The sequence below is a fragment of the Bartonella sp. AD328YNZD genome, from assembly GCF_042196425.1.
In genome coordinates, this window is sequence record NZ_JBHIQG010000094.1 from 1 (window position 1) to 7556 (window position 7556).

The 7556-nt window shown below is 37.0% G+C and carries 5 protein-coding genes and 2 pseudogenes; all 7 read left to right on the forward strand.

Annotation, left to right across the window (positions count from 1 at the left end):
• A pseudogene (locus ACFIO3_RS05955) lies at nt 1–114 on the forward strand (DNA-binding protein); the annotation flags it as partial.
• Nucleotides 115–801: 687 nt separating this feature from the next.
• Nucleotides 802–1107, forward strand: coding sequence for a hypothetical protein (locus ACFIO3_RS05960; protein WP_375615139.1), 306 nt, complete (start codon nt 802–804; stop codon nt 1105–1107).
• 70 nt (nt 1108–1177) lie between these two features.
• Entirely contained in the window at nt 1178–1633 is a 456-nt protein-coding gene (locus ACFIO3_RS05965) for a hypothetical protein (protein WP_375615138.1), read from the forward strand.
• A gap of 237 nt (nt 1634–1870) precedes the next feature.
• Nucleotides 1871–2269, forward strand: coding sequence for a hypothetical protein (locus ACFIO3_RS05970; RefSeq protein WP_375615137.1), 399 nt, complete (start codon nt 1871–1873; stop codon nt 2267–2269).
• 1 nt (nt 2270) lies between these two features.
• Entirely contained in the window at nt 2271–2774 is a 504-nt protein-coding gene (locus ACFIO3_RS05975; RefSeq protein WP_375607526.1) for a hypothetical protein, read from the forward strand.
• A 954-nt stretch (nt 2775–3728) separates the two neighbouring features.
• Nucleotides 3729–4247, forward strand: a pseudogene (locus ACFIO3_RS05980) (DUF3987 domain-containing protein); the annotation flags it as partial.
• A gap of 505 nt (nt 4248–4752) precedes the next feature.
• Nucleotides 4753–7556 (forward strand): DEAD/DEAH box helicase family protein (locus ACFIO3_RS05985; protein ID WP_375704199.1); only part of this gene is annotated, 2804 nt, incomplete at its 3' end.

Consider the following 7556-nt stretch of genomic DNA (forward strand, 5'->3'; position numbering starts at 1 on the left):
AATGGCTCTCTCCCAAAACCTTTAAAATTTGGTTTTTTATCCCGTTGGTTACAATCGGATCTTTTGAATGTCATCGAGCAAGCAAAACAGCAACGTCAAAGTGACGCGGCATAAAAAAACCTTGTCACATAAGGACGGACAAGGCTTTTCATTTTCACACCTTATATGAATAGCACAATCCGTCCTATGACGCAATGTTATAGGATTTAAAATGATGTGTTCTTTTAAGAATGCGTAGGGCATTACACGTGCTGTGCCGGGGGGTATGGGCGTTTAAAATGGCCCGTTGTCTTGCTCATGATGATAGGTTGTTATCCCTTAATAAATTGGCGTACTTTATAAATTATGCTCACTAACATCTTTAAGAATTTCTAAAACATCAAGAGAAAATCGGTTATACAAAAAACTCAGGTGTCAATAACAATCCCCTGCTCTGTTCTTTCGATTAAAGCACTAAGCTTTCCTTCTATTTATAGTTTATATTCAATATGGAATGAAGAAAAAGCATTTTTGTTAGCATATTCTAACAAACCAAGTTTTTGATTTTCTGTATCTTGTCATCAGGAGAAACTCGTAAATATGCGTAAAATTGTGTCACGTTCAATAAAGACCATCAATTAAGTGTATAAGTATCAGAAAAAACGATAAGTTTCTTTGATACAAAAAATCAAAATGATCAAAAATAAAAACAGATATCTTATTTTCATTTCCAAACAACAAATTGAAAAATTCATAGGAAATTTGATTGATCAGATTTAACCATTTTAATATTTCAAGACAGATTACAGAAAGGGATTTCCTATGCAAAAGAAATTACCCAAAAGTTATATGACGGATGCTGAACGTGAGGAGTTACGAGCAGGCGGGTTAGATCAAAACTGCATTTATACTGCTGAATCAGAAGCAGCAGACCGTGCTAACGATAGCAAAGCGGCGTGGGAATGGTTAGCAATGACTGAACCTCCAGCACATACACTTCTGTTTCTTAAAAAGCGGCATGGAGCACAATATATTCGTGATATGGAATTTTCTACTAAAGATGCTGATAAAGAATATGGTCCCGATTGGTTAGATAAAGATGTTATCATAGGAGGTCATCATTTCTAAAGAATTTGAGGAGTTAGAACGTATTTTTGTTCGCGAAAATAACTATGTAAAAAGTCTTGATGAAGCATTGATGACCGAGAAACTACATGATGTGCGCAATGATTTGTGTAGTTATCTTCGTAACATTGAGAAAGGCGGTGGTTTGTCATTACTTATTGATACGGAGCGTAGTCTTGTAGAAAACGATCTGCTAAGATATGCCAATAGTAAGGCTATGATTAGTAGTCTTAAAAAAGCTTTAATGGAAATAGATATTATTAAGAAGCACATAATCCTTGTTAGTAATCCTGCGCAATATAAGACAGTAAATGAAGTTCATAGTTTACCCAAAAATCGTAAAGGCGGATTGCCTTACGATGAAGCACGTCAAGCAATAGCATCCCATTATGCAAGGTTAGGAAACTTAGATAAATCTCGTTTAACGTCAATTGAAAAATCAATTATTGATGTGCGTAAAGAAAATATGACGATTATGCGCAAGCTCTACGAAAAGATGAAAGCCAAAGCTATTGGTATAGATTTCTAACTCAATAAAATACTTATAACAAAGCTTTTTACATTAGTTTATTCACACATCTTTAAAAATAATGGTTAAATGAAAATCTCTCGTTTATATAGCTTTTTTGAAGGGAAAAACTGTCAAATGAGATATCCCTGCTGGTTTCTTTTTCCATTCAATCAAAAAAACTTCATTTCTCATTTTCTTAGTTCTGTTTATATTCTTCATAGGAATATTAAAAGTATCCGACAGGGAGAACCCGTGATGATTACTAACATTCTGACATTTATTGTCCTGTTTGTTAATTATTTCGCTGGATGGTCTACACTTTTACTGAACTACCCCACAGTTTTTTGCTATCTGTCACTTGCTCTGGTTTCATTGATTAGCTTGCTGGTAAAGAAACCCTTTACCATTTTTTATGCCAGTGCTAGTGTTTCTGAAGAAAAACGCAAACATATCCTATTTTATCTCATCAATAAATATATTACATGTATTTGGGTAATCATCTTTTTTGCCAATGGTCTTCTAGTGGCTTTTTTTACATGGACCCCCCAGATTTGGTTAATCACTATGGGTTTAATTTGTGCTGGTATTCTTTTTTCTAAATATCTTCCTAACATCATGCAATATTTTTATCGCATCAAACATCATGGAGCATAATATGTCATTGTTTAACATTCTGACCGGAACCCCTTTATGGGCTTGGATTTTGCTTATTTTTCTCATCGCGAGGGGAATAATCGCATTGAAAGATAGGGAAACGAAGGTTTACCGCCTTTTTCTCTTGCCGTTAGTCTTTCTTTTTTTGGGCGCAAGCGATGTGATTAACCAGCTGGCCTTCCCGCGCTGGGGAGCAGTCTCAATGTTGGCAGGGCTGATGATCGGCTTTGGCGTTGGATGGTTGCTCTGGCGTGCTACTGCGCGTTTAAAAATCAAAGAGGGAACGGATTTCATTATTCTGCCTGGTACGCCGTTGACGCTGACATTTATTCTTATCGCTTTTGTCATCAAATTCACATTGATTGTTTTTCTCAAGGTTGTACCTGATTTGAAATATGCATTTGATTTTAACCTTCTTTTTGGTCTTTTAAGTGGGTTTACTGGTGGTGTGTTGTGGGGCGGCACATTAAATTTATATATAGCATTTCGAAAGAATCCAAATTAATCCCTATACCATTAGCTGTGGGTGCTTCCCATTAGAACTATCTCAATAGAAGCTTATTCCTAACAACAACGCTGCATACAAATGCAGCGTTGCCTCGTAGTTTCAGATTTTTTTATCCCAGCGCGTGAATAGGAGAGGGAAGTGATATATCTGACTATGCCCCCTTGGGGGAAGAGCGAGCCTAAAGGTTTAGAATGCTATGAGTTTTGAGTTAGCTGGACTTTGAGCAGATGGTTTATCGCTCATGGAAAATCATTTTGTTTTACGATTCAAAAAGAGGATAGTGATGGTCTCATTGGCGTAGGTGGGCAAGAAAACTGTTAGCTTGGCAATGCATCAACAATTTGTAGAACTATGTTGTGTAACCCCTACGCAAAGCCGTTGCTATGATGGCATGATGCTTTTGTCAAGCATTATGATATGGGGAGGAACCGGTGTTTAAGGGTGCAACTGCGGTCACTATACGATCCAGTAGCATTACGTTTTTACGTTTGAGTATTTAGGAGCGGTAGACTCTATACAGGCTATGCGTGCAATATGTGAAGCACGCTTGTGGGAATCAGTGTGCCATTATTGCGTTGTGCATGCAACCCTCTAGCTAGTACTTCATTGGTAAGGTTGTTTTTTGAAGCTGATTAATTATCTGTGTGTTTTTTAAGAGAACGTTAGCACTGATGTATCGCGTGCCGTACCAAGAAATCTTCCAAAAAAAAATTATTAAAAATACTAAAAATATATGTGCAAGATGAACAAATGCTTGCTGAGGATATTGTATCAACGACTGTAGCTGCTTAAGGGCACATAATCTTGGGGGGCATAATGTTGTACAAAAAATCATGAAGTCCAAAAAACTCGTAAAGGTGCATTGCACTTCTCCTTTGAGAATTTGGCATCTCCTCTTAGCTTAATACGTTCTCATTATGATATAAACCCCTTGATTCTTCTGAACACCCGCTTGTCATGCGTTTTTCTGCTGATGCTCAAGAGATCTTTCGTAAGTGGATGCAAAAGATTTTTAAAAAAGCTAAAGAGAATAACCTTTCTGAAAGCTTACAAGCGCATCTTTTAAAAATGCCAAAGACCATAGCAAGCCTTGCGTTGATTTTTGAATTAACCGAAGGGGGGCGTTTTGAAATCAATAAAGATGCCCTTCAAACAGCCTTGCGATGGGAAAAATATTTGTTCAGTCATGTCAAAAGGCTTTATGCGGCGGCGGATAACTTAGCAACAGAGGGGGCAAAATTGATTGTCGAACGTTGTGATTGTTTACCCGATGTTTTTACTTTACGTGATATTCATCAAAGAAGTTGGATCGGTTTAACAGATAATAGAGCTGTTAAGAAAGCTTTAGAGCTCTTATGTCGCTCCAATCATATTCGTCAAATAGCAAGCGAAAATAGCTCTCAAGGCGGTCGACCTACCATACGTTATGAATGGCACCCTTTCGTTAAAAACAACAGCATCAAACAATGAAGTCATTGTAATCTTTTGTTATCCTTAAAACCTTCAAAGATCTTATCGTACCAACAAAGAGTTTACGAATTATCTTTGAGGTTTTTTGTTTTATCATTTTTTAAAGAAGAAACATGCTCCTTTTACCTTGTATAAAAGATATCCAAAATACAATCTCTATAGGTTTTGACGGGGTTTTGACGGTTTTTACACCTTCAAAACCTATAAGGAAAATGATTCATAAAATTTATCAAAGTACTCATTCTGATATTTTAAAGTACATAGTACATTTATCTTGATTAACCCGTGAAATGAATAGCAGATTTTACTACTTTGCTGGTCTTATTCCATGTCATGGGCTGTTGATAAACAAGCTTTAAAACCCCTTTTGAAAAAAATATCCGCTTTTTTTAGCAGCTTTTTCCCATTTTTATCGTTATTTACTTTAAATGTATTTAATTGAATTCGTTTTGATTCTTTTGATGATTATTAATCATATTATATGAAAACGAAGCCCTGTTGTAATATGCATCACTTTAATAAGTATGATAATGAACATGTCACTTTACGCTCTCTGTTGGAATATTATCGTCAACAAGCTAAATCACTCCGTGAATTAGGAACATTGTTTGAAAACCTTGTCATAGCTTATTTGACGAAAGACCCTCTCCATTATGGACGCTACGAAAAGGTAGAAACCTATTATGAATGGGCGCAAGAGCATGAAGGTTGGAATAAAAATGATATCGGTATTGATCTAGTTGCTAAGCTTCGTCATCAAGAGGGTTATGTCGCTATTCAATGTAAGTGTTATAAAGCAGACCATCAGATCAGTAAAAAGGATATTGATAGCTTTATCGCTGCCTCTGGAAAAGACATCTTTAAATATCGTCTTCTCGTTGATAGTACGGAAGTGGAATTAAGTGACAATGTGAATGCCATGATTAAAGGACAAGCGATACCCGTTTATCGCATTGACCTTCGTCATATGGAAAACAGTCGGATAGATTGGCAAATATTTGCAACAAAACAAGAAGTTTTTCTTAAATCAATCAAAGAGCCTCGTCCCCATCAAGAAGAAGCCATCAAGAAAGTCTGTGAAGGTTTACAAGAAGCAGACCGTAGCAAACTCATTATGGCATGTGGAACGGGGAAGACTTTCACAAGTCTTAAGATAGCAGAAACCCTTGCTGGGAAAGGCAAGCGTGTGTTGTTTCTGGTTCCTTCTCTGGCTTTAGTCTCACAAACAATCCGTGAATGGACAGCCGATGCACAAATCCCGTTGCGTTCCTTTGCGGTTTGTTCTGATACAAAAGTAGGCAAGCGTCATAAAAACCAAGAGGATATTGTTGGTATGGAAACATCAGATCTTGTTCTCCCTGCTACCACGGATGCAAAAGCCCTTGCTAAAGAAGCGCGTGAAAATCTAGCAGATGCAATGACGGTAGTCTTTTCAACTTACCATTCTATCCAAGTGATTTCGGATGCACAAAAGGATCATGGATTACCCAAATTTGATTTGATCATCTGTGATGAAGCACACCGTACTACTGGGGCTTTATTGGGAAGTGAAGACAATGAATCCGAATTTATCAAGGTTCACGATAACAGCATCATTCAAAGCAAAAAACGCCTCTACATGACAGCAACCCCAAAGATCTTTAGTGACAAGCTAAAAAGGAATGCTTTCTTATCCAATAACGTTTTAGTGTCCATGGATAATGAAAAACTCTATGGCAAACAACTTTACACTTACAACTTTTCACGTGCTTTAGAGGATAAGCTGTTAGCACCTTGTAAAGTTATCATATTAGTTGTCAATGAAAAAGAAGTAAGCCAATCCATTCAACATCTTATTACCGATAAGAATTATGAACTTATTCTTGACGATAGGACCAAGATTAATGGCTGTTATAGAGCCCTTACCAAAATGGATCTGAAACTTGATCTTAAAGATGACCCCAAACCCATGCGTAGAGCTTTAGCTTTTTGCAAAGATATTGAGACTTCTAAACGCATATGCAAGAGATTCAAAAAAGAAAAAGTGCAAGAATCTTTGCGCGCTCTTCATAAGAACTATAAAGATACTCCTCCTCTTAACTGTACCCTTGCACATATTGATGGAACCTTTAGTGCTAAAGAGCGTACAAAACAACTTGATTGGTTAAAGGAAGATGCGGGGGAAAATACGTGTCGTGTTCTCACCAATGTAAGATGTCTTTCTGAAGGTGTGGATGTTCCTGCTCTTGATGCTGTTCTATTTTTACACCCGCGCAAAAGTCAAATTGAGATTATTCAAGCAATAGGACGTGTAATGCGTCGAGCAGAGGGTAAAAAAAGAGGCTATATCATTCTACCCGTTGGGATACCCGCTGATATTCCGCCGGAAATAGCCTTAGAAAACAACCAAAAGTATAATGTCATCTGGCAAGTTCTCAATGCTTTACGTGCCCATGATGATAACTTTAATAAAATAATTCACCATATGCACAAAAAACAAGACGTAAGCGATGCTCTTGAAATTGTTGCTGCTTCTCAAGAACTTGCGTTAGAAGATACGACCACGGTTATTGATGATTTACCTATACGCTCAAAATTAGAGTATTCAGGACTTAATATTGGGTTAGCAACTTACGAATCTTCTCACACATGTGAAGAACAAGGAGAACTCCCCCTTTTTTCTAAATGTAAAGATGTCATTAGAACTGCTATTGTTAATAGATTTTACGATCCTAGCTATTGGAAAAAATGGGCAATAAATGTTGGTGATCTTGCTCAAACTCATATCACACGCTTAACTGAAGTTTTAACAAAATCAGAAACTGAAACACGGCAGGTGTTTAATGATTTTATGACCGAATTACGTAACAATTTAAACACAACCCTCTCCGAAGAAAATGCGATTGAAATGCTTGCGCAACATCTTGTGACGCGTCCAGTCTTTAATGCTTTATTTGAGGGGCATCAGTTTGTTCAAGAAAATCCCGTATCTTGCGCTTTACAACGTGTACTCAATGCCCTTGATAAAGTTACTCCTAAAGAAGAATCTCAAGATCTCAAAAATATTTCTAAGAGTGTACAGTTTTACACGCGTGGAATTACCACTCTTGAAGCACAACAAAGTTTAATTGTAGAGCTTTATAATGAATTTTTCCGTTACGCTTTTCCGCGTACAGTAGAAAAATTAGGAATTGTTTATACCCCCATTGAAGTTGTTGATTTTATCATTCATTCTGTTGATGATATTTTACGCAATGAATTTGGAACAAGCTTGGGATCCCGTGGTGTGTCTATTCTTGACCCTTTCACGGGAACGGGTACCTTTATCAC